Raw genomic sequence first — 21,110 nt, 5'->3', positions numbered from 1 at the left:
CCGGCGGCGTTCGGGGTCAGTGGATGATCCGGTAGAGGTGCTCGGGGCGGCCGGCGAGGCCGTAGCGGAGTTCGAGGCGGACGACGCCTTCCCTTACGAGGTAGGAGAGGTAGCGCTGCGCGGTGGCGCGGGAGACGCCGGTGCGTTCGGCGGCCTCGGCCGCCGACAGTGCCTCCGGGGCCGTGGCGCGCAGGGTTTCGTGCAGCAGGGCGAGCGTGGGCGCGGAGTGGCCCTTGGTCGGGACCCGGGGCACGGTGGGCGGCCGGGTGGCGCTGAAGAGGGCGTCCACGTCGGTCTGGCTGGTCTCGGCCGCCCGGCCGAGAACGTCCATACGGCACTGGAACTCCCGGTACGCCGTGAGCCGTTCGGCCAGGTCGGTGGAGCGGAAGGGCTTGACCACGTAGCCGACCACGCCGAGTTTCATGGCGCTGCGTACCGAGGTGATGTCGCGGTCGGCGGTGATCATGATGGCGTCGGGGCGGGCGCCTCCCTCGTCCCCGCTGAGCTGCCGCAGCACCTCAAGGCCGCTGCCGTCCGGCAGGAAGACGTCGAGCAGCAGCAGATCCGGGCTCAGGGTGCGTACCGCTGTCAGGGCCTCCGCCACCGTGGCCACCCGGCCGACCACGTCGTAGCCCTCGACGCGGGAGACGTAGTCGCAGTGGATGTGGCTGACGCGGAAGTCGTCGTCCACGACCAGGGTCCGGATCATCCTCGGTCCTCTCCTGCCGGCGAGGCTGTCGCGAGCTGTGTCCCCCGCGGGGCGGAAGGGGTGGCCGGCAGCGGCAGGACGACGGTGAAGACCGCCCCCGGGCCCTCGCTCACCGTGACCGTCCCGCCGTCACGCTGCACCAGCCGGTGGACGAGGGCCAGCCCCAGGCCGCGCCGCGCGGTGCCCCGTCCGGGCCGTGTCGACCAGCCGTCCTCGAAGATCGACTCGGCGCAGCCCGGCGGGATGCCGGGGCCGCTGTCCTCGACCCGCACCAGCACCTGGTCGAAGGCCTCGATCAGGCAGAGCCGCACCTCGCGGCCGCCCTCGGGGGCCGGTCCGCCGACGGCGGCGTCGATCGCGTTGTCCAGCAGGTTGCCGACGACGGTCAGCAGCCGCCGCAGGTCCGGCGGATCGTCGCCGAGCGCGGAGTCCTCGCTCAGCTCGATACGGACCCCGCGTTCCGCGGCGACCGTCGCCTTGGCCACGACGAGCCCGACGAGCTGCGGGTTGCCGATCCGCTCGCGTACGGACTCGGTCAGGGCCTGGTCGGCGCCGGCCGACTCCACGGCGTACTCGTAGGCGGCGTCGTGGTCGCCGATGTCCAGCAGGCCGGCCACCGTGTGCATGCGGTTGGTGAACTCGTGCTGCTGCGCGCGCAGGGCGTCGGTCAGTCCGCGTACGGAGTCCAGTTCGCGCAGCAGCCCGACGAGTTCGGTGCGGTCGCGTACGGTGACCACCGCGCCCAGTTCACGGCCGTGCAGGGCCACCGGCATCCGGTTCACCACCAGACAGTGGTCGTCGGTCAGCACGCTGAGGTCGGGGTCGGTGAGGGTGCCGTCGAGAGCGCGGCGCAGTCTCCCGTCGGGCAGGACGTCCTCCAGCCTGCTGCCGAGCGCGGTGCCGAGGCCGAGCAGATGACGGGCCTCGTCGTTGACCACGCTGATCCTGCCGTCGGGGTCGAAGGCGACCACGCCCTCGCGGATGCCGTGGAGCATCGCCTCGCGGTCCTGGAGCAGTCCGGCGATCTCCTCGAGCTCCAGTCCGAAGGTGGACCGCTTGAGCCGCCCGGCCAGTACGAACGCGGCCGTGGAGCCGATCGCGGTGGCGATCGCGGCGTACAGGCCGAAGGTGGGCATCTCGCGCCACAGTTCGCCGAGCACGTCGTGTTCGGGGATGCCCGCCGACACCTCGCCGACCAGCTTGCCCGAGGGCCCGTACAACGGAGCCTTGCCGTTGGCGGACCGTCCGGTGGCGCCTTGGTCGGAGCCGACGTGTGTCCGGCCGTCGAGCACGACGATGGGATCGCCCACCGGTTCGCCGATCAGCCCTCCGTGGGGATGCGAGTGGCGGATGCCGTTCAGGTCGATGACGACCACGTACGACGCCCCCGACGCCCTGCGGATCCGTTCGGCGACGGTCTGCACGATGTCGCCGCCACCGCCGTACTCCACGGCCTGCCGTATCCGCGGCTCGGCGGCCGCGGTCTTGGCGATGGCCAGGGCCCGCTGCTCGTAGGAGCGGTCGATCCCGGCCCGCTGGGCGAACGCGAACAGGACGAAGCCGATGGCTCCGGTGAGGGCCAGGATGACGAGCTGGCTGGCCAGAATCCGCGCGGAGAGCCGGCCCCTGGCGCCGCGGCCGATCCGGAGGGGCATCACGGGTGCTTTCGCCCTTGTCGTGCAGCCGGGCCCGGCCCCTTCGCCGTACCCGTGGTGGCGTGATTGTGCCCCAGTGAAAACGCTCTGCCCACCCCGGGCCCCTTGAGCAGAATGAGCAGAACCCCTGGTTACACGGCTAACGCGGGATACATCTGAAACAGCGACGTGACACCGGGCCGCCTCTAGCGTCTGCCTTCCTCGACCTCCGAGGTCAGGAAGGAGACGGCATCAGATGCCTTCACGAAACGACACCGCGACGGGCCCGGTCGCCGACAGGGACGGCCGGGACGACGCGCGAGTCGAGATCTCAGGGCTCACCAAACGGTTTCTGACTCCCGCCGGTGAGGTGTTCACGGCACTGCGGGACGTCTCGTTCACGGTGGAGCCGGGCCAGTTCTGCGCGGTGGTGGGCCCGACCGGCTGCGGCAAGTCGACAACCCTGAGCATGGTCTCCGGGCTCGACCGGCCCAGCGAGGGATCGGTCAAGGTCGGTGGGCACGAGGTGGACGGCGTCACCGACGGGGTCAGCTTCATGTTCCAGACCGACGCGCTGCTGCCCTGGAAGACCGTTCTCGGCAACGTGCTCATGGGCCCGGTCTTCCGCAAGGTCCCCAAGCAGGAGGCTCATGCCTCCGCACGCGACTGGCTGCGCCGGGTCGGCCTGACCGGGTTCGAGGACCGCTACCCGCACCAGCTCTCCGGCGGCATGCGCAAGCGGGTGGCGATGGCCGCGGCGCTGATCAACGAACCCAAGATCCTGATCATGGACGAGCCGTTCGGCGCCCTGGACGTGCAGACCAAGGCGATCATGTCGACCGAACTGCTCGGCCTGTGGGAGCAGATCCGTCCGACGGTCATCTTCATCACCCACGACCTCGACGAGGCGGTGGCGCTGGCCGACCGGGTGGTCGTCATGACGTCCGGCCCCGGGTCGGTCAAGGCGGTCTTCGACATCGACCTGCCCCGCCCGCGCGGTTCGGTCCAGGAGATCCGCTTCCAGCCCCGCTTCATCGAACTCCAGCACCAGATCTGGGAAACCCTGCGCGAGGAGGTGGAGCGCGCCTACGCCCGCACCACCGGAGGTGAGGCATGAGCACCGCATCCACCGTCGTCCCCGTTCCGGTCGAGGACAGTGCACAGGTCCCGGCCACCGTCCTCGCCCGGCGCGCCCGCCGGCGGCACATCGCACGGGTGTGGGCGGCCCGCGTCGGTCTGGCGGCCCTCGTCGTCGGCGGCTGGCAGGCGTTCACCACCTGGGGGATCGTCGACCCGTTCTTCTTCGGACAGCCGTCCGGCATCGCCAAGCGGCTGGTCGAACTCCTTCAGCACGGCACCGAGTTCGGGTCCTTCTACGAGAACATCTGGACCACGATCCAGGAGGCGCTCGCCGGATTCGCCCTCGGGGCCGCCACCGGGGTGGTCGTCGGTGTCGCGCTGGGCCAGAGCCGCTTCCTGTCCGAGGTGTTCGGCCCCTACATCAAGATGGTGAACGCGATCCCGCGCATCGTCCTGGGCTCGATCTTCATCGTCGCGTTCGGCATCGGCATGCTCCCCAAGATCCTGCTCGCCGCGGTCCTGGTGTTCTTCATCGTCTTCTTCAACGCCTTCCAGGGCGTCCGGGAGGTCGACCGCAACATCCTCGCCAACGCCAAGGTGCTCGGCGCCTCGCAGACGCAGATCATCCGGCACGTCGTCGTCCCGTCCGCGCTCACCTGGATCATCGCCAGTCTGCACAGCGCCTTCGGCTTCGCCATCGTGGGCGCGCTGGTCGGTGAGGTGCTCGGCGCGCAGAGCGGTCTCGGCCTGGTCATCAAGACCGCGCAGAACAACTTCGACCCCAACGGCGTGTTCGCCGCGATGCTCGTCATCTCGGTCATCGTGCTCGGCGCCGAGTGGCTGATCGGCAAGGTCGAGCGCCGGCTGCTCTCCTGGCGCCCGCCCTCCCCGTCCGAGGCGAACAGCCTCTGACGCCGCGCCCTCCCCTCTCCTCTCGTCCCGCCTCTCCTCTCGTCCCGCCTTCGCGCTGCTCCGCTCCGCGCTGTTCCGCTTCCCGCTGTTCCACCCCCGAAAGGAAATGTGGCCCTCCATGTCCAGACGATCCGTTGCCCTCGCCGTGTCCGTCCTCACCGTTCTCACCCTCGGCGCCAGCGCCTGTTCCAGCAGTTCCGGGAGCTCCACCGGCTCCGGTGGCTCGGGCGGTACCCCGACGGTCAAGCTCATGGTCGGCGGCATCGACAAGCAGATCTACCTGCCGTACCAGCTCGCCCAGAACCTCGGCTTCTACAAGAAGTACGGCGTCGACGTCCAGTTGAGCACCGAGCAGGACGGCGGTGTCGGCGCCGAGGACGCCATGATCTCGGGCCAGGTGGACATGGCCGGTGCCTGGTACAACCACACGATCGACCTCCAGGCGAAGGGCAAGGCGATCGAGGATGTCGTCCAGCTGTCCGGCGCGCCGGGAGAGCGGGAGATGTGCACCGCGAAGAGCGGTGTGCGTTCGGCCGCCGACTTCAAGGGCAAGACACTCGGCGTCACCGACCTGGGTTCGGGCACCGACACCCTCACCCAGTTCCTGGCCGCGCAGAAGAACGTCAAGCTCAAGGAGTTCAACCGGATCGCGGTCGGCGCGGGTTCCACCGCCGTCGCCGCGCTGCAGAACGGCAAGACCGCCTGTGTCATGACGACGCAGCCGTCGGTCGCCGCGATGCAGAAGAAGGGCGTGGCCTCCTCGGCGATCGACCTGGCCACCACGGAGGGCGCGAAGGCCGCGCTGGGCGGCACCTGGCCGGCCGCGAGTGTCATCGCCCGTACCGACTGGGTGAACGCGCACAAGGCTGCCGTGCAGAAGGTCGTCGACGCGCTCGTCGCCACCATGCACTGGATCAGCACCCACAGCGCGGCCGACATCGCGGACAAGCTGCCCTCGTCGTTCGTGTCGAACCAGCTGGTGACCAAGGCCGACTACATCAAGGCGCTGTCCGAGGACAAGGGTCAGTTCCTCCCGGACGGCATCATGCCGGCGGGCGGCCCCAAGACCGTTCTGGCGACGGAGGAACTGGTCGGCCACGCGACCTCGTCGGTCGACCTCGGCAAGACGTTCACCAACGAGTTCGCCATCAAGGCCAACAAGGCCCAGGGCTTCACGACGACCACGGTCCCGGCCGGATCGGACGGCTGAACCAGAGTTCTGCGCGAGGCCGCCCGGGTGACGGACACCCGGGCGGCCTCGCGGCTGTCCCCGCCCTTCCGGCCGGCCGTCCGGGTCCGCCGGGATGCCGGTTCGGCGGCCGTCGCGGGGTGCGGGAGGACCGAAGAAATCCCCTCCGGGCGTTGAACCCCCTCGTACCACGGCCCCGTTGTGATCCTTCGAGGGCGCCTCGCACCACATGGGGCGGCACGCGAACCCGAGGGATCGCGAGTACCGCGCCGACAGAGGAGAGGCGTACCGGATGAACGACGACACCACCGGCGGCGAGGAAACGGAACAGGGCCCGCCTCCGTTCATCCTCTACCAGCAGGGTGACGACCTGACGACGGCTCGGCGCAGCCTCGCCATCTGGGTGCACAACCTTCTGCTGCCGGTCTACGCCGGAGAGGAGTCGTCCCGCGCCCCGTGGTGCCCGCGCTGGTGGGAGCACCCCGACGCGATGGCCCACCTCTACGGCCTGTGGATGGCCTGGCAGGAGATGACGTCCGTCAAGGCCGGCATGAACGGGCCCGCCATGTGGCACCGCGACTTCCTGATACCGGCGATGACGTTTCTGCGCGACCCCTCGGGCCCGTTCTCGGGATGCAAGCCCGGAAACCACCGGCCCAAGGACCCGCCACGGGTCGACGTGTACGACGGCTGATCCGGATCCTGATCCCCACCGCATACCTTCCGAGCACACGAGAGAAGAGAATCCGGCATGGCACGCATCCTTGTCGTCTCCAACGAGAGTGGCATGGGGCTCGGCGGAGTGCCCGTGTTCAACAAGCTCCTCACCGAGGGGCTCGCGGCGAACCCGAACCACAAAGTGGACCTGCTCTATGTGACGAACGCGAACGAAAAGCAGGACCACGGGGCCGCGACCGTTCACACGGTTCCCCCGGTCGAGGGCGAGAACAAGATGAAGACGATCCTCGACGCGGCGAAGCGGGATCCGCAGGAGTTCGGCCTCCCGGCCAGGGGAGAGAACCAGTACGACATCGTCATCGGGCACAGCCGGTTCTCCGGGCCCGCGGCGTCCGCCATGCAGTCCGCCTGGTATCCGGACGCCGTGCACATGAACTTTCTCCACACCTCTCCCGAGAAGCTGGAGCAGGCCAAGATCACCAAGCCGGACGACGCAGAAATGGTCAGGATCCGGACGGAGGCAGGCCTGGCCAAGGTGAAGATCGAGAAGGACATTCTCAGGACGGCCCACGTCGGTGTCGGTGTCGGCGGATCCCTGGCCGCGGACGTCCGGCGGATTCAGGCGATGAACGAGGGTGCCAAGAACTGGCACGACCTCATGCCCGGTGGCGAAACGGTCAAGACCTTCAGTCCGCCCTCGCCGAAGGAACAGTTCAACGTTCTGCTGATGGGGCGCATGAGTGACCCCATGAAGGGGGGCGGCGACGCCCTGGCCGCGGTGAAGCATCTCAACGACAACGGCAGGAAGGTGCATCTCACCATCCGCGGCGCGGATCAGGCCACGCTCCAGGCGACGCAGGACGAGGCGGCCGAGCTCGCCGGCGGAGCGGACAGGGTCACGGTCAAGCCCTTCACCAAGGAGAAGCAGGACCTCGTCGACGACATGCACACCAACCATGTAGTGATCATGCCGTCCAAGACCGAGGGCTTCGGCCTGGTCGCCACCGAGGCCGCCGCGCACTGCATTCCGATCCTGGTGAACCGGGACAGCGGCGCGGCCGCGTTCCTCCAGGACCCCGACCGTGGTGCGGCCCACCTCGGCAAGAACAGCGTGGTCATCACACCCGACGACACCTCGCAGCGGCACATCGCCTGGGCGAACGCCATCAGCGACGTCCAGGACAACTGGGTGGACCGCAAGATCGGCGCCCATGAACTGCACGACGTGCTGAAGGGCTACACCTGGGAGAACGCCGGGACGGCCCTGGTCGAAGCGGGAATGACGGCCAGGGACGGCACCACGCGCGGCTCGAAGCAAGTTCAGTCCGGTGAGGTGCAGTACGTCGCCAACGCCGCGAGCCTCACCTCTCCGAACGCCACCACGGGGCAGTCGGGGCACACCCAGCCGCCGGCAGCCCGCACGCAGGGATCCCCCCAGCCCACCGTCAAACCGGCGGTGCTCTGAGCGGACCGGCCCGAGGGGCGTGCGGGCCGGGCGGTGCCTTGACGGCGGACCGGGCGCCCGGGGACGGGGGCGGACGACGGCCGGCCCCTGCCCCCGGCACGCCCGGGCCCGTCGACAAGAGGTCGCCGGCCCCCATCACGCCGCTGCCAGGGGAACGGGGTGAGGTCGGGTTCGGTCCATCCGTGCCTGGCCTGGTCACCGGCCGGCGTCGAGGGCCGGTAGAAGCGGGTGAGCAGCTTCTTGTCGAGCAACGCGGGGTGCTGGTCGTCGAAGTCGGCGGTGTCCGGCCCTACCCGCCGATGGTCTACTGACGGGCCAGGCCGGCCGGATCGATGTCCACCAGGAACGGCGCGTCGATGCGCGTAGTGGCGCCGGCGAGAGCGGTGAGCGTCTCTACGTACCGGCCGCCCTGCAGTTCGCTGACGATCAGACGCGGGGCGGGCTCGAACTCCAGGCGCCAGAAGTGCGGGATCGCGGCTTCGGCGTAGAGCAAGGGCTTGAACTTGCGGTCCATGGTCTTGTTGCCGGGCGAGACGAGTTCGACCACGAGCTGGACCGCGTCAGCGTCCACGCTGACGGTGTCTTCCGCGGTGGCGCCCGCGTCGGTGACCACCAGGTCGGGCACGACCAGCCCGGACGGCAGGACGACGTTGATGGCCTCCAGGACCTCCACCGGGGCGCCGGCCGCGCGGGCTGCGGCCTCGAGGATGACGTGGAGCCGGAACGATGCCCGCTGGTGGCGGACCCCAGGCGCAGGCGACATCACCAGGGACTCTCCCAGCAGCTCATAGCGGGTGGTGCGGTCTTCAGGCAGCGCCAGAACGTCATCGATCGTCCAGGGGCCGGTGTGATCCGTGGCAACGCTCACGTGCTCCACCTCCTGGGATGCGAATGCCGTCCCTAGTGTGGCCCAGACCGGGCACGGCTGTCGCGCGTCAGGAGGTTCGCTCGCCGTCCAGGTGATGATTCATGTACGGGTACTCATCGGGATGCCGTTGCACCCGCGCCATCGCCCACGCTGTCCTCGCGTCTGTGCCAGGGCCGAAGGCGGCGGCGATACGCCAGGCCCGCCAGGTCGTGCGCGGCGCGAGGATCCAGCGTTCTACCGGAAATCCGACGCGCGCCGGCGCGGCGGTCGGCTCGCTGGTGACGGGGCGAGGTTCGGGATCGTTCACGTCGCGAGTGTCATCGCCGCTGATCTTGAGGTGAGGGAAACTGGCCTGCTCGCCACCCGGATTGAGGATTCAGAGACCGGCTTGTTGACGGACCTGCAGACCGTCACTCTGCGTCGAGGCGCCGGCCTGCCCGTCTGGGACGGAGCCCGTCGGCTCCGTCCATGCCGCACCCGGTCCTGCCTTCGTCGCCGGCGGCCGAACGGGTGACGGGGTAGGGGCCGCCGTCGGCGGGCCGGCTGACCGCGCTGCCGCCGAGCCAGGGCCCGTCCGGTCCCGGCACCACGGCCGTTCGTGGAGTCCGGCGCCGGATCGCGGAGCGGCACGCGGCGAAATGACACTTTCAGCCGTTTCATGGGCGTTTTACGGCGTCGATGACGGGTTACCCGTGCCTCGCTGTCGGATCAGGGGCGGCAGCGGCTCGGCCGTGTCGTCGTGAGGTCCAGTCCTCGGCGGTGATGTCCCGAGTCCTGAGCCAAGGGGCCCCGGCCGAGACCACAGTTCCGTACCCGCACGCGCCGTCAAAAGGGGAATCGAGAATGACCGACACCACACCCGAACCGACCACCAGCGACGCGGGCATTCCGGTGGAGAGCGACGAGCATTCGCTCACTGTCGGCCCGGGCGGGCCCGTTCTGCTGCAGGATTCCTACCTCATCGAGCAGATGGCCCAGTTCAATCGGGAGCGCATTCCCGAGCGTCAGCCGCACGCGAAAGGCAGCGGCGCGTTCGGTCGTTTCGAGGTCACCGCGGATGTCAGCGGCTACACCAAGGCCGCGGTCTTCCAGCCTGGTACCACCACTGAGCTGGTCACCCGGTTCTCCACCGTCGCCGGCGAGCGGGGAAGCCCGGACACCTGGCGCGACCCGCGCGGCTTCGCGGTGAAGTTCTACACCAGCGAAGGCAACTACGACATGGTGGGCAACAACACCCCCGTGTTCTTCATGAAGGACCCGATGAAGTTCCAGCACTTCATCCGGTCCCAGAAGCGCCGCGCGGACAACAACCTGCGTGACCACGACATGCAGTGGGACTTCTGGACCCTCTCCCCCGAATCCGCTCACCAGGTCACCTGGCTGATGGGCGACCGAGGTATCCCGCGCAGTTGGCGTCACATGAACGGCTACACCTCGCACACCTACATGTGGATCAACGCCCAGGGCACGAGGTTCTGGGTGAAGTACCACTTCAAGACCGACCAGGGCATCGAGTTCTTCACCCAGCACGAGGGCGACCAGATGGCGGCGGTGGACACCGACTACCACACACGGGACCTCTTCGAGCACATCCGTGACGGCGATTATCCGAGCTGGACGCTGTATGTGCAGGTCATGCCGTACGAGGAAGCGGTCGACTACCGCTTCAACCCCTTCGATCTGACCAAGGTGTGGCCGCACGGCGACTACCCTCTGATCGAGGTCGGACGGATGACCCTGGACCGCAATCCCACGGACAACCACGCGGAGATCGAGCAGGCCGCCTTCCAGCCGAACAACCTCGTCCCGGGCATCGGCCCCAGCCCCGACCGCATGCTGCTGGCGCGACTGTTCTCCTACGCGGACGCGCACCGCTACCGCATCGGAGCCAACTACCAGCAGCTGCCGGTGAACGCCCCCGTCAGTCCGGTGCACACGTACTCCAAGGACGGGGCGATGGCTTACCGCAAGACCAGCGACCCCGTCTACGCACCGAACTCGAAGGGCGGCCCTGCGGCGGACACCGTCCGGTTCGGCAGTACTCCGAGCTGGCACGCCGACGGGGAGATCACCCGCGCCGCCTACGTCTCCCATCGTGAGGACGACGACTGGGGCCAGGCAGGCACGATGGTGCGTGAGGTCCTGGACGACGCGGCGCGGGACCGGCTCGTGGACAACGTCGTCGGCCATCTGCTCAACGGTGTCACCGAGCCCGTGCTGCAGCGGGCCTTCGAGTACTGGTCGAACATCGACAAGTCGATCGGTGAACGCATCGAGCAGGGGGTGCGCGCCAAGGCCGGCGAGAAGGACCCCAAGGCCTCGGAGCAGGGCAACCCGGCACGCTGGAGCATGCAGGGCAAGGCCTGATACGAGCAGGGGTCCGGGCGCCCGCGCGGTCGCGGCGGCCGGTCCCCTGGCCGTCCGTGACCGCACAGATGTGTGTGGTCGAACCCCGGGGCGGCTCAGCGTGCCTGGCAGGCGAGACACGGGGTTTCAGCAGCGGCAGAAGGGCAACCCCGTACTTCAGCGGAGCGTTCCCTCGTCAGGTCGCCTGCAGATGAGCCCCCGGGACTTGTCCCGGGGGCTCTCGCGTGGGCTCGGTCCGGGCGCGTCAGGACCAGGGAGCCCTGCTGCGCGCCGCCGCGCGGGCCTTGGCCCAAGCATGGGGAAGCTGTCGTTCCCGGGCGCCGGCCGCGGCTCCCTCCCGACCGTGCAGGACGCCCCAGGTGAATCCGGACTCTCCCGCCGCGTGTGCGGAGACGGCGAGCCGACGCAGGGCCTCCCGCGTCACCACACTGTCGTGCTGGGCTCCGCTCACCTGCTGCACAGCCTTGACGCGCTTGCCGAGTCGCCGCGCCGACCCGCCCAGTGCCGGCTGGGCCGCCTCCGCGGCGTAGCGAAGCCTTTTGGCGGCCTTGCGGGCGTTGTGGATCGCGGTGTCGCGCTCGTGACCCGGCGTCATGTCGAGAGCCGGTTCCATGCGCCCGGCGAGGCGGCGGTACTCCTTGCGCAGTGCCTTGCCGAGGACCTTCCCGGGCTTGCCGGCCGCCTTCGCGGCATGCATGGGTGGTGCTTCGGTGAGGGATTTCAGGTCCTGCAGCAGGTTCAGGTAGCGGCGCGATGAGAGCACCTCGAGCGTGCGGCGGCGGGCCTGGGTCCGCCGCGTCACGTCCCAGGCCGTGAGCCGCGCCTCGACCGGGCCCAGGACCAGTTCACCGGGCAGTTCCCGCAGTTGCGAGGTGAGCCGCTCGCGCAGCACTTCGTGGTCGCGTTCCGCCCCGAGTTCGTTGGCGAGCCACTTCAGGTCACGCCGGATGGGGCCGGTGGCTTCCCTGTCGAGAACGGAGCGGTAGGAACGCAGGCAGCCGCGCAGACGGCGCGCTGTGGTGCGCATCCGGTGGACGGAGTCGGGGGCGTCGCGGCGGACCGCGGGGTCGAGGTCGGTGAGTGCGTCGGTGAGTCGGTTCATGTAGGCGAGCACGTACGAGCCGGCCGTTCCCGTGTCGGTGTCGGCGTGCGCGTCAGGCGTGCGTTGCAGGATGGACGTCGTCTCCGTCAGGGCGCGGAGCACCTTGGAGGGGTTATGCGCCCGATGGAGGCCGTGCTTTCGCACGGCCTTTTCGACGCTGTCCAGGAGAGCCGGGTCGCTGCCCTGGACAAGTTCGACCTCCATCTCCGTCCAGGTCGTGCGCCGTTCGTCGTCGAGGAGAGCTTCGGCGGACACGTCGTCCACGCTCAGTTCTGCCAGGACGACACCTTTCCCGTCGAGCAGATGGTGCAGAGAGCGGCTGGAACGGATCCGTATCACGGGCCGCAGCGCTGCGCCGTAGGTGCGGGAGAGCGTGAGATCCCGCAGTTCCTCAGGAACGTTCTTTGAGCCGAGAGGGGCCTGGATCTCCTCACGGCTGTCGCCCGGGAGGGGGAATTTCAGGTGCCAGCCGGGATCGGTGCCGCCTGTCCTGCGTCGCAGGGAGGCACGGGTGCGGGTCAGTCGCAGGTCGCCGCTGTCGTAGTAGACGGCGTCCAGCTCCTGTACTCCCTGATCCGCTACGGCGGCCACGCAGCCGGCACCGGCCAGGTCGGGCAGCCAGGAGATCCCGGAATCGGGCACGGCGTACTTGCGTTCTGTCTCTCGCGTAGAACGAGCCATATCAAGCGCGTAGACGCATTTTCGGCATTCAAACCCATTGGTCACATGTTGCGCCTTTTAAGTCTGCAAGCCGGCTGGTCGCCCGAGTCCGTCGTCGTCCCGCTGGGCCCTCTGGTCGGGCCCGTTGCGTACAGCCGCGCGAGCACCATCACCTGGCCGTCCTCGGGGTGCATGAAGTACGACTGCTTACGCGCGGGTCGGTACCGCCGAACGCATCGGGCAGGTGGAAGAGCGGGGTCAGCTCCTGCAGGCCGCGCGTGGATACGTACCGGCCTCACATGCCGTCGCTCTCTCACCGTCGAAAGCCGCGCGCTTCGCGCCGCCGTCGTTCACAGGAGGCAGCGGCCCGCCGGGGCGACCGGTCCCGCCATGGAACCGGTTCCTCGTCCGCCGGATGAGGCGGCCGTGCCGCGGCGGCTGCCGGTGCCCCCTGCGCATCGCTCACATTTCACGATCAAGTGTTCAGGAGGCGGTTGAAGAAGGAGCGGTAGCTGCGCAAGGCCCTGCGCAGCTCCTCGGTATCCACTCGCTTGTCATGCCCCCACCGTGCCTCCAGCCCCTGCTTGTGCTGGGCGAACGTGGTCGCCAGGGTCTGCATCAGCTCGGCAACGAGGGCGTCTGCGGCGTGCACGGCCTCACGCGGGTCGTCCACGAACTGGTTCTGGATCGCACGCCAGTGGTTCCGGAAGCGACGGTCGTCGTCGGCCGTCAGCAACTCGGGGGCTTCGTCCCCCGCTGCGGGCCCGTTCGGGTCGGCCTCGGCAGGCGGGCGGCCCGGTCCGGAGTCGGCCGCGCCGCCCGTCGGCGCTCTGGTCCCGCCAGATGTTCCGGCCTCGGCCGTGGCAGAGGCGTCGTTGCCCGGCCCCTCGTCGGCCCGGGCCGTCCCCGTGCCCCTGGCGGCGGTCGTGCCCGCCCGATCGTCCAAGCCGTCCGACCCTGGCGTCTTTGTGGCTTCACCGGGGTAGACCGGCGCCCGGGAGGTGCCGGCTTCCGCCGGGGTGCCGGTGGGACGGGCCAGATCCTCGGTGCTCAGATTTCCGGGGATCGTGCCCCTGTCGTGGTTGCTGTGCATCGTGGTCCTCCTGGCGGGGTGGTGATGACCGTGATCAGGACGCGGCTGGACGTGCCCGGCTGCCGTCGGAGAGGAGCTCGTCGAAGAGCGTGCGGTAGTGCACCATCGCGCCGCGCAGTTGCTCGGTCGTCGCCTGGTGGCGGGTGCTGAGGGATTCCACCTGGTGCGCGGCCCGGTAGTGCTGGAGGGTCTGACCGTGATCGACCGACAGGTCCTGCATCTGCTGGTCGAACCCCTCCGTGGGGTAGCCGCGATCCCGCATGAGGGCCGTCACCAGTCGGTCCGCGTCGTGCACGGCGTCCTCCGGCCGGTCCACGAACTCGTCCTGGACGTTCGTCCACTCGCGCGCGTAGCGGTCACGCGCACCGCCGGACAGGGGCCGGATGTCCAGCGCGTCGTGGCGGCGCTGACGCTCCCGCAGTTCCCGCTCGGCGGCATGCCGGCCGCCGGCTTGCTCGAGGGTCCGGTCGTACTCCGGCCCGAAACGCTCCTGCAGGCGACGGCGCCGGATCACGAGGACGGCCGCCACGATCAGGGCGATCACCACGACGAGCGGAACGACGATGGCCAGCAGAGTTCCCGTCGACATGACTCCACGCTCCTCGCAGGACGATTCAGTAGTTCGCCTATTCAGCGGGTCCCCGCCTCGCCCCGTTTCACTCGCCCGCCGCCGGATTCGCCTAGGGAACCTGCGCCGCGATCCAGAGCGAAGCTGTCGCGGGAGGCGGGCAAGCCCCGGCGGGAGTCCTCCCGGACGGGTCCAGCCGTCGCTGAAGGGAGAATTCCAGCGGTGCGACCGCTGGAATTCCTGCATCTTCAGACGAAAGAGGGAGTCAAAGCGGCGGCATCACATCCGCTCGGACGCGGGCGCACGTGCGGGAGATGATGCGGGAGACGTGCATCTGGGAGATACCGAACCGTTCGGCGATCCGACTTTGTGTCATGTCTTCGAAGAAGCGCAGGTACAGAACGGTCCGCTCGCGTTCGGACAGCCGGCTCAGAGCCTTCTTGGTCGCTTCACGATCGACGGCAAGGTCAAAAGAAGAGTCGGTCTCCCCCATCGTGTCCGCAAGACTGTAGCCCTCGTCGGCCGCCGCCAGCTCCGCGTCCAGGGAGAGAGAACTGTAGCTTTCCAGCGCTCCCATACCGGTAGCCACCTCTTCCTCACTGAGGTGGGCGTGCACGGCGATCTCGGCGTTGGTGGGCTCATGGGGGCCGGGGCGAGCAGCGAGTTCCCGGCGGGCGATCCGGACCTGGTTGCGCAACTCCTGGACCCGGCGGGGCACTCTTACCGCCCAGGTCCGGTCCCGGAAGTGCCGCTTCACCTCGCCGGTGATGGTCGGGACCGCATAGCTTTCGAACGCGCCCCGATCGGCATCGAAGCGGTCGACGGCCTTGATCAGACCGACTGCGGCGACCTGCCGCAGGTCCTCCAACGCTTCGCCACGACCGTGGAACCGGCCCGCGACCCGGTACGCCATGGGAAGCCACGCGTTGACCAGCTCATCACGCACCACCTCACGTTCCGGCCCGTCCTCCAGCTGCGCCAGCCGGGCAAAGAGCCCTCCTGTCCGCGGTGAGTCGTCGTAAGGACGGCGTGCTGACGTACGAGGCGCGGAGACGGAGCAGGGGGAAACGGATCCCCCTTGCGCGGGCGGCTGGTTGTTTGCGGTGGTGTCGGTCGGCACGTACTACCACTCCTGAACGGCAAGTTCGGGGCAGGCACGGACGAGGAATCCGAGCGCGCCCCGAAGGATGTCGGGGGTGCCGGGCGGAGGAGCCGGACCGCTGGAGGCAGCCGCAGCCGACAGGATCGTCGCCGCGAGGCATGCGCCTCCAGTCCGAAGCACTGGGGCCGGGTACCCGGACCCCACGTCTGTACACGGATGCCGTCCCTGCCGCTTTCCGAGCCTCGGGCGAGACGGCGGTCCGGGGCACGGAATGTGCAGACAAGCAGTCCGCTCGGGCCGGCCGTGGCACCCCTGCCCGAAGGGCGGGTACGGTTCCGAACGTCCTCCTCGCGCCCCACGGGGGCAGTCCTGGGGCCCGTGTCCCTCGGCACTGTTCGCGACACCTGGGGAACCTGCCCGTCCCGCCGCTGCTCCGGTGCGCTTCGCTCAAGGCGCGCGGGCCGTCATTCTGCCCCTGTACGAGACGGCGGGTGCACGACGATGGGCGCACTGCTCGCGTTCTCCAGCGTGCCCCCGGCGGGGTCCTGGGGCGACTCGGCCCTGGCAACGAACCTCCGGGGCCCCGCTGTTGTGAGTGTCCGGCTCCGCGCCCGGGTACTGCCCGCCGCGAGCAAAGTCCGCGAAGCGGGTTTTACCGACAGGAAGGTGGCTACTCATGCCCTGCGGCTGTGGGGGCCGTGGAGGAAGCTCCTGGACAGCGGGTCCAGGAGGCACTCGCTGCGCCGGCTCAGCGAGACGCGTGGGCCGGCCCGTACCAGCCTCCCTGACCGGGGCGGGTCGGCTCGCGTCGCGCCGTCGGCCGCGCCTTGTACCGGAAGAGGGATGGAGACCGCGGGGCCCGACGCAGGGCCGGGCCCTTGGGGTTCGGTGCGTCCGGTTTCAGGATCCGAGGGTCATGCGGCGGTGACGGCCGTGGCGATGGCGGTATCGGTGCGGGCGTGGACGACCAGAGGTGTGCCCACGGCAGGGGGCTGAGCCTGGAGCCTGCGCCGAACGGCGGCACTGTGGGCGGCCACGGACATCAGCACGCCGGTGTCGCTGCACATACGGCGGGCGCGCAGAACCGCGCTGGTCGCCGTGGCGGGCGCGACGCCTCCGACGATGATGACGACGGGCCTCGGGTCGTGAGCATGAACGAGATCGCTGATGCGCCTGGGGAGATCGTTCTGATCCCGGGACCCTGGATCGTCGTCCAGGGTCAGGACCAGCACGCCGCGCTCCAGAAAATGGGTCACCATGGCTGGTTCAGCCTCCTGTGGGCGCCCGGGAAGGGCTCATGCGCGAGTACCCGCCGTCGCGTCCGTGATGCGGCGGCACTTCCCCGAATCGCCGACGGTTTCGAAGCACCCTACGGTGAAGGCAAGTTGGTGAACCTGCACACACTTGCGGCCGACTGCCGGTCGGTCACCTCGCCTGGGCGAGCCGGACCGCGTCGGGGCCCGCCGGGAAGCGCAGTTGGCCGGTCGTGTCGTGGACGGCGCGCCACACCGTCTCGGCGACGTCGCTCTCCTTGGTGAACAGGTCCTGGCCCGTGAAGTCCTCCATGGTCTTCCTCGCCCACGGTGCGTAGGGCGCCGGGACCAGCTCGTCCACCGGGGCGCCGTTGGTCGCGCCGGCCGCGAAGTTGGTGGTCAGGCAGGCGCCCGGCTCGACCGTCTTGGCCTGCACGCCGAAGGGGGCGAGTTCGAGCGCGAGGGACGCGGTGAACCCCTCGACGGCCATCTTGCTCGCCTTGTAGACGGCGGAGAGGGGCATGTGGCCGAGCACCACGCTGGAGGTCACGTTGACCACCACGCCGGAGCCGCGCTCGCGGAACTGGGGCAGCACCGCCTGCGTCGTGGCCATCACGCCGAAGGTGTTGGTCTCGAACACCTCCCGCACCCGGGTCATGGGGGTGCCCTCGAACACGCCGATCGAGGGGACGCCCGCGTTGTTGACCAGGACGTCGGCGGGCCCGGCCGTCTCGAGCGCGGCGGTGATGGTCTCGGGCCTGGTCACGTCGAGTTCGACGACGCGCAGCCGGTCCGACTCGGGAAGGATTCCCGTACGCGGGGTGCGCATCGTGGCGATGACGTTCCACCCCCGCGCGTGGAAGTGCAGGGCGGTCTCCCGCCCGTATCCGGATGAGGCGCCGGTGATCAGAACCGTCTTCACGGCTGTCTTCATGACTGTATTCATGATTGCGATCCTCGCGATGGGGTGGGATCCGCGACGGGCAGGCATTTTCCTGCCCGGCGGAAGAACTACTCATCCCAGTGAATCGCCGTGACCTGCATAAACAGTAGAACTATTCTCCCTTGTGCTTGCACGATCCTCTTCCGTGCGCCGGTTCCGTTCAGGGCAGGACGCCCACGGGGGTGCGCGCGGTGCTCCGCAGGCGGGCCGCGTCCCTGCTCGGGGGTTCGCCGAACTGGCGGCGGTACTCGCGGCTGAACTGCGACGGGTTGTCGTAGCCGACGCGGTGTCCGACGCCGGTGACGTCCCCGGGGTGGGTGGCGAGCAGCAGCCGGGCCTCCTGGAGGCGGATCTGTTTCTGGAACTGGATGGGGCTCATCGCGGTCACCGCCTGGAAGCTGCGGTAGAAGGCGGAGACGCTCATGCCCGACATCCGCGCCACGTCCTCGACGCGGAAGGGCTGCGCGTAGTGCTCGCGGATCCAGCGCACGGCCCGGGAGATGTGACTGAGGCCGCTGTCGGCCAGGCCGAGCTGGCGTACGGTCGCGCCCTGCTCGCCGGTGATCAGGCGCCACAGGATCTCGCGCTTGGCCAGCGGGGCCAGTACGGCCCGGTCGCGGGGCTGGTCGAGCAAGCGCAGGAGCCGGACCACCGCGTCGAGCAGGGCGGGCGGGGCGTCGCTGACGGCGATCCCGGGCGGTGCGCCCGCGCCGGTGCGGGGGAGGTCGCCCGGACCGGCCTGCAGCAGCAGTTCGGCGACGGCGGACGGTTCCAGGGTGAGGCCGAAGCCGAGGGCGGGCCGTTCGGGGTCGGCCCGGGTGAACTGCCCGGTGACGGGCAGGTCGACGGACGCGACCAGGTACTGGCCGGGACCGTACTCGTAGACCCTCTCGCCCAGCGCGAGCCGCTTGGCGCCCTGGGCGATGACGGCGAGGACCGTGCCGGACGTGGAGGGCGCCGGCGGATCCGGCCGGTCGACCTTCGAGATCAGGACGCCGTCGATGGCGGTGGTCCAGTCGGGCCGGGCATGCCGGTCCAGCAGGGTTCGGAACTCTTCCAGGGACATGCGCCCATTGCAGCACCCGTGTGCCGCCCTGCTCCCGAAGTCGCGAGGATCGTGCAAGTGCTCGCGAGCATCGTTCTAACATTTCAGCAGGTCAGAAGCATTGAATGGAGTCAGTCATCAGTCCACTTCATCGATGCGAAGGAGAATGGTCGTGCTTGCCTCATACGGATTCAGCGCCACCCTGACCGCCAGGCCCGAGATGGGCGGCCAACTGGTCGATCTGCTGCTGACCGGCCTGGACGAGGGCAGCCCCGGCGCGAGCGAACACTGCGTCGTCTATCTCGTCTCCCGTTCCGCCTCCGACCCCGACGTCGTCCATGTCACCGAGGGCTGGACCAGCGAGGAGGAGCATCACCGGGTCTTCGCCGGCGAGGCCGCCCAGGCCATCGTGGCGCAGGTCGCCGGGCTGCTGGCCAAGGAGTCCGAGTACACCGACTACGTCCCGGTCCTCGGCAAGACCGCCTTCTGAACCCCCGGACAGATCCGCCGAACTGCCGATCTGCCGAACCGCCACCTGGTTGCCTGGTCAGACTCCCCGTCCTCGTTCGTACAGCACCCCACCGCGAAAGGCCCACGCCTTGACATCCTCCCCGCCCTAAAGGGCGGGGATTGCCGCCTGGCTGCCGGTGGTGACCGGCTGGGCCTTCGGGTGGGTTCCCCGTTCACCGGGCCGTGCCTGGCGTGGGATTTCCACTCCAGGACTGACCGGCCCTCCAGGGGCGTTTAGCCTCTCCGCCTGCCCGGCGGCGAGGATCACTTGCGACGCGTTGAGGTCGCGATCATGTTCGGTGCCACAGCCTTCGCACCGCCAGATACGCACGTGCAGCGGTTTCTTCCCGTCCACGACCCAGCAGACCGAGCATGTCCGGGAGGAGGGCAGCCAGCGGGAGACGATGCCCATGTGCCGGCCGTAGCGGGCCGCCTTCTCCTCCAGCACGCGGCGGAACATGCCCCATGCGGCGTCGTGCACAGACTTGGCGAGGCGGGTGCGGGCCAGGCCGGAGACCGCCAGGTCTTCGAGGTAGACCGCTTGGTTGTCGCGGACCAGCCTCGAAGCGTTCTGGTGACACCAGTTTCTGCGCGCATCGGCCACCCGGGCGTGCGCCCGGGCGACCTTCAGCCGGGCCTTGGCCCGGTTCCTCGACCCCTTCGCCTTGCGGCTCAACGCCTGCTGCGCCTTGTTCAGCCGACGCTCGGCACGCCGCAGGAAGCGGGGATTGTCGATCACCTCGCCGTCGGACAGAACGGCGTAATGCATCAGCCCCAGGTCGATACCGACCTCGGCATCCACGGGCGGCAGCGTTTCGGGCTCGACGTCCACCACGAAGCTCGCGAAGTACCGGCCCGAAGCGTCCTTGACCACAGTCACCGAGGACGGAGCCGACGGCAGCGAACGCGACCAGCGGACCCGGACGTCCCCGATCTTCGCGAGGTTCAGTCGCCCGCTGTCCCGCAGCCGGAACCCGTTCCTGGAGAAACGGACGGCCTGCCGGCTGTCCTTCTTCGACTTGAACACCGGAAGCCCCATACGGCGCCCTGGCCGCTTCCCCGACACCGACGCGAAAAAGTTCGCGTACGCCGTATCGAGATCACGCAGAGAAGACTGCAAGGCGTCCACCGACACCTCCGCCAGCCACGCCCGCTCAGGCGTCTTCTTCGCGTCGGTGATCACCCGCTTCGCCAGCACACCCGTCGCGATCCGCGACCCGTCCGCCCGGTAGGCGGCCTTCCTCGCGGCCAGCGCATCGTTGTAGACCACCCGGGCACAACCGAACGTACGGGCCAGCACGATGCGCTGACCCGGCGTCGGCTCGAGCCGGAAGGAATACCGCAGATACACGCGACCAACCTAACGGCCACCACCGACAACACCGGTCCACCCAGGGGCGAACCCGACTTTCCCTGCCCTGCCCTGCTCCGCAGGAGCTTCGTCTCCTCCCCAGCCTGAAGGCCGGGGTATCCACGAAGGAAACCTGATGAACGCGTTCGGCTGGCGCGCCGTTCTCGGCGGCCTCGGCGTCGACGAGGTGCCCGCGTACGTCTCCCCCGCCCGGGCCGATGACCTCTCGGGTCTGCCGGCCGCCTACATCGACGTCGGCTCCGCCGAAGTCTTCCGCGACGAGGACACCGACTACGCCACCCGTATATGGGCGGCCGGCGGCCAGGCCGAACTCCACGTCTGGGCGGGCGGCTTCCACGGCTTCGACGCCCTGTATCCGCGGGCGGACATCTCGGCGACGGCCCGCCGGACCCGTACCGACTGGCTCGCCCGGCTCCTGCTCCCGGACGGCTCCGCGCGACGCGCACGGCCCGCTGCTGCCGGTGGTGCTCCTGGACCGGGCGGTGAGGCCGGACTGGGCGGGTGAGGCCCGGGGGCTCGCCGCGCCGGGCCCGCCCACCGGTTCCGCCGCCGCGGACTCC

Annotated in this window: 19 protein-coding genes and 1 pseudogene; 8 read left to right on the top strand and 12 right to left on the bottom strand. The window is 69.4% G+C overall.

What is annotated here, in order from left to right; genetic code table 11:
* Positions 1-16 precede the first annotated feature (16 nt).
* Complete coding sequence (locus tag ACFWI4_RS20465; protein WP_387198066.1) at positions 17-709, bottom strand: response regulator; 693 nt, start codon at positions 707-709, stop codon at positions 17-19.
* Positions 706-2,364 carry an ATP-binding protein gene (locus ACFWI4_RS20460; protein ID WP_387198063.1) on the bottom strand — a complete coding sequence of 553 codons (1,659 nt, stop codon included), beginning with the start codon at positions 2,362-2,364 and terminating at the stop codon, positions 706-708. The genes ACFWI4_RS20465 and ACFWI4_RS20460 overlap by 4 nt, the downstream gene beginning before the upstream one ends.
* A 235-nt stretch (positions 2,365-2,599) precedes the next feature.
* Between ACFWI4_RS20460 and ACFWI4_RS20455 the strand changes: the two genes are divergently transcribed.
* The 5 genes from ACFWI4_RS20455 to ACFWI4_RS20435 all read left to right on the top strand — a co-directional run bounded on the left by ACFWI4_RS20455 (position 2,600) and on the right by ACFWI4_RS20435 (position 7,667).
* Positions 2,600-3,460, top strand: coding sequence for an ABC transporter ATP-binding protein (locus ACFWI4_RS20455; RefSeq protein ID WP_385392629.1), 861 nt, complete (start codon positions 2,600-2,602; stop codon positions 3,458-3,460).
* Positions 3,457-4,335 (top strand): ABC transporter permease, encoded by an 879-nt coding sequence (locus ACFWI4_RS20450; protein ID WP_387198060.1) that lies wholly within the window; start codon positions 3,457-3,459, stop codon positions 4,333-4,335. The genes ACFWI4_RS20455 and ACFWI4_RS20450 overlap by 4 nt, the downstream gene beginning before the upstream one ends.
* A gap of 118 nt (positions 4,336-4,453) precedes the next feature.
* A complete protein-coding gene (locus tag ACFWI4_RS20445; protein WP_387198057.1) occupies positions 4,454-5,545 on the top strand; it encodes an ABC transporter substrate-binding protein in 1,092 nt (363 codons plus the stop codon).
* Between the two features lie 271 nt (positions 5,546-5,816).
* Positions 5,817-6,218, top strand: coding sequence for a DUF4913 domain-containing protein (locus ACFWI4_RS20440; RefSeq protein ID WP_387198055.1), 402 nt, complete (start codon positions 5,817-5,819; stop codon positions 6,216-6,218).
* Between the two features lie 57 nt (positions 6,219-6,275).
* Positions 6,276-7,667, top strand: coding sequence for a glycosyltransferase family 4 protein (locus tag ACFWI4_RS20435; RefSeq protein ID WP_387198052.1), 1,392 nt, complete (start codon positions 6,276-6,278; stop codon positions 7,665-7,667).
* A gap of 304 nt (positions 7,668-7,971) precedes the next feature.
* On the opposite strand, the gene ACFWI4_RS20430 is transcribed toward ACFWI4_RS20435, so the two are convergent.
* A complete protein-coding gene (locus tag ACFWI4_RS20430; RefSeq protein ID WP_387198049.1) occupies positions 7,972-8,535 on the bottom strand; it encodes a Uma2 family endonuclease in 564 nt (187 codons plus the stop codon).
* Between the two features lie 67 nt (positions 8,536-8,602).
* The gene (locus ACFWI4_RS20425) at positions 8,603-8,842 is read right to left on the bottom strand and encodes a hypothetical protein (RefSeq protein ID WP_387198047.1); all 240 of its coding nucleotides are present in this window, start codon (positions 8,840-8,842) and stop codon (positions 8,603-8,605) included.
* A 536-nt stretch (positions 8,843-9,378) separates the two neighbouring features.
* Here ACFWI4_RS20425 and ACFWI4_RS20420 point away from each other — a divergent pair.
* On the top strand, positions 9,379-10,902 hold the full coding sequence (locus tag ACFWI4_RS20420) for a catalase (protein WP_387198045.1): 1,524 nt from the start codon (positions 9,379-9,381) through the stop codon (positions 10,900-10,902).
* Positions 10,903-11,146: 244 nt separating this feature from the next.
* Here the strand turns inward: ACFWI4_RS20420 and ACFWI4_RS20415 are convergent, their stop codons facing one another.
* The 7 genes from ACFWI4_RS20415 to ACFWI4_RS20385 form a co-directional block, all read right to left on the bottom strand.
* Positions 11,147-12,685, bottom strand: coding sequence for a CHAD domain-containing protein (locus ACFWI4_RS20415; RefSeq protein WP_387198042.1), 1,539 nt, complete (start codon positions 12,683-12,685; stop codon positions 11,147-11,149).
* A gap of 454 nt (positions 12,686-13,139) precedes the next feature.
* Entirely contained in the window at positions 13,140-13,757 is a 618-nt protein-coding gene (locus ACFWI4_RS20410) for a hypothetical protein (protein WP_387198040.1), read from the bottom strand.
* A 34-nt stretch (positions 13,758-13,791) separates the two neighbouring features.
* Positions 13,792-14,346 carry a hypothetical protein gene (locus ACFWI4_RS20405; protein ID WP_387198037.1) on the bottom strand — a complete coding sequence of 185 codons (555 nt, stop codon included), beginning with the start codon at positions 14,344-14,346 and terminating at the stop codon, positions 13,792-13,794.
* A gap of 244 nt (positions 14,347-14,590) precedes the next feature.
* Entirely contained in the window at positions 14,591-15,445 is an 855-nt protein-coding gene (locus tag ACFWI4_RS20400) for a SigB/SigF/SigG family RNA polymerase sigma factor (RefSeq protein ID WP_387198034.1), read from the bottom strand.
* 896 nt (positions 15,446-16,341) lie between these two features.
* Positions 16,342-16,686, bottom strand: a complete 345-nt coding sequence (locus tag ACFWI4_RS20395) for a hypothetical protein (protein WP_387198032.1) — start codon at positions 16,684-16,686, stop codon at positions 16,342-16,344.
* Between the two features lie 166 nt (positions 16,687-16,852).
* On the bottom strand, positions 16,853-17,602 hold the full coding sequence (locus ACFWI4_RS20390; protein ID WP_387198244.1) for an SDR family oxidoreductase: 750 nt from the start codon (positions 17,600-17,602) through the stop codon (positions 16,853-16,855).
* A 181-nt stretch (positions 17,603-17,783) separates the two neighbouring features.
* The gene (locus ACFWI4_RS20385; RefSeq protein WP_387198029.1) at positions 17,784-18,689 is read right to left on the bottom strand and encodes an AraC family transcriptional regulator N-terminal domain-containing protein; all 906 of its coding nucleotides are present in this window, start codon (positions 18,687-18,689) and stop codon (positions 17,784-17,786) included.
* 151 nt (positions 18,690-18,840) lie between these two features.
* Here ACFWI4_RS20385 and ACFWI4_RS20380 point away from each other — a divergent pair, with 151 nt between their 5' ends.
* Positions 18,841-19,158, top strand: coding sequence for a putative quinol monooxygenase (locus ACFWI4_RS20380; RefSeq protein ID WP_387198026.1), 318 nt, complete (start codon positions 18,841-18,843; stop codon positions 19,156-19,158).
* Positions 19,159-19,284: 126 nt separating this feature from the next.
* Here ACFWI4_RS20380 and ACFWI4_RS20375 read toward each other — a convergent pair whose 3' ends face one another.
* Positions 19,285-20,529, bottom strand: coding sequence for an RNA-guided endonuclease InsQ/TnpB family protein (locus ACFWI4_RS20375; RefSeq protein WP_387198023.1), 1,245 nt, complete (start codon positions 20,527-20,529; stop codon positions 19,285-19,287).
* A 136-nt stretch (positions 20,530-20,665) separates the two neighbouring features.
* Between ACFWI4_RS20375 and ACFWI4_RS20370 the strand changes: the two are divergent.
* Positions 20,666-21,055 (top strand): annotated as a pseudogene (locus ACFWI4_RS20370) (alpha/beta hydrolase); the annotation flags it as partial.
* Between the last annotated feature and the right edge of the window lie 55 nt (positions 21,056-21,110).

Source organism: Streptomyces sp. NPDC127038 (genome assembly GCF_042725875.1).
Lineage (GTDB): Bacteria > Actinomycetota > Actinomycetes > Streptomycetales > Streptomycetaceae > Streptomyces.
Note: the sequence above shows the minus strand (reverse complement) of the source record. Positions and strands in the feature narration are given on the sequence as shown.

Bases quoted from the DNA above. Each gene is read 5' to 3' on its own strand.
- ACFWI4_RS20465 (WP_387198066.1), bottom strand. From the start codon at position 709: ATGATCCGGACCCTGGTCGTGGACGACGACTTCCGCGTCAGCCACATC.
- ACFWI4_RS20460 (WP_387198063.1), bottom strand. From the start codon at position 2,364: ATGCCCCTCCGGATCGGCCGCGGCGCCAGGGGCCGGCTCTCCGCGCGG.
- ACFWI4_RS20455 (WP_385392629.1), top strand. From the start codon at position 2,600: ATGCCTTCACGAAACGACACCGCGACGGGCCCGGTCGCCGACAGGGAC.
- ACFWI4_RS20450 (WP_387198060.1), top strand. From the start codon at position 3,457: ATGAGCACCGCATCCACCGTCGTCCCCGTTCCGGTCGAGGACAGTGCA.
- ACFWI4_RS20445 (WP_387198057.1), top strand. From the start codon at position 4,454: ATGTCCAGACGATCCGTTGCCCTCGCCGTGTCCGTCCTCACCGTTCTC.
- ACFWI4_RS20440 (WP_387198055.1), top strand. From the start codon at position 5,817: ATGAACGACGACACCACCGGCGGCGAGGAAACGGAACAGGGCCCGCCT.
- ACFWI4_RS20435 (WP_387198052.1), top strand. From the start codon at position 6,276: ATGGCACGCATCCTTGTCGTCTCCAACGAGAGTGGCATGGGGCTCGGC.
- ACFWI4_RS20420 (WP_387198045.1), top strand. From the start codon at position 9,379: ATGACCGACACCACACCCGAACCGACCACCAGCGACGCGGGCATTCCG.
- ACFWI4_RS20415 (WP_387198042.1), bottom strand. From the start codon at position 12,685: ATGGCTCGTTCTACGCGAGAGACAGAACGCAAGTACGCCGTGCCCGAT.
- ACFWI4_RS20410 (WP_387198040.1), bottom strand. From the start codon at position 13,757: ATGCACAGCAACCACGACAGGGGCACGATCCCCGGAAATCTGAGCACC.
- ACFWI4_RS20405 (WP_387198037.1), bottom strand. From the start codon at position 14,346: ATGTCGACGGGAACTCTGCTGGCCATCGTCGTTCCGCTCGTCGTGGTG.
- ACFWI4_RS20395 (WP_387198032.1), bottom strand. From the start codon at position 16,686: ATGGTGACCCATTTTCTGGAGCGCGGCGTGCTGGTCCTGACCCTGGAC.
- ACFWI4_RS20385 (WP_387198029.1), bottom strand. From the start codon at position 18,689: ATGTCCCTGGAAGAGTTCCGAACCCTGCTGGACCGGCATGCCCGGCCC.